This is a genomic window from Aquirufa echingensis, assembly GCF_042714525.1.
Taxonomy (GTDB): Bacteria; Bacteroidota; Bacteroidia; order Cytophagales; family Spirosomataceae; genus Aquirufa; species Aquirufa echingensis.
Genome location: NZ_JBBKYA010000012.1, coordinates 1 through 255, shown reverse-complemented (window position 1 = coordinate 255; position 255 = coordinate 1). Strand labels below are relative to the sequence as shown.

The window sequence follows — 255 nt, the reverse complement described above, 5'->3', positions numbered from 1 at the left end:
AGGACCGTTATAGTTACGGCCGCCGTTTACTGGGGCTTCAGTTCAATGCTTCGCCTTGCGGCTAACATCCCCCCTTAACCTTCCAGCACCGGGCAGGTGTCAGGCCTTATACGTCATCTTTCGATTTTGCAAAGCCATGTGTTTTTGTTAAACAGTCGCCTGGGCCATTTCTCTGCGGCCTCGATTGCTCGAGGCTCCCTTTATCCCGAAGTTACAGGGTTAATTTGCCGAGTTCCTTAGCCGTGATTCACTCGA

The 255-nt window shown here is 51.8% G+C and carries 1 rRNA gene; it reads right to left on the bottom strand.

Features of this window, described 5'->3' with window-relative positions:
• A 23S ribosomal RNA gene (locus tag SKC38_RS12540) occupies positions 1-255 on the bottom strand; the annotation flags it as partial.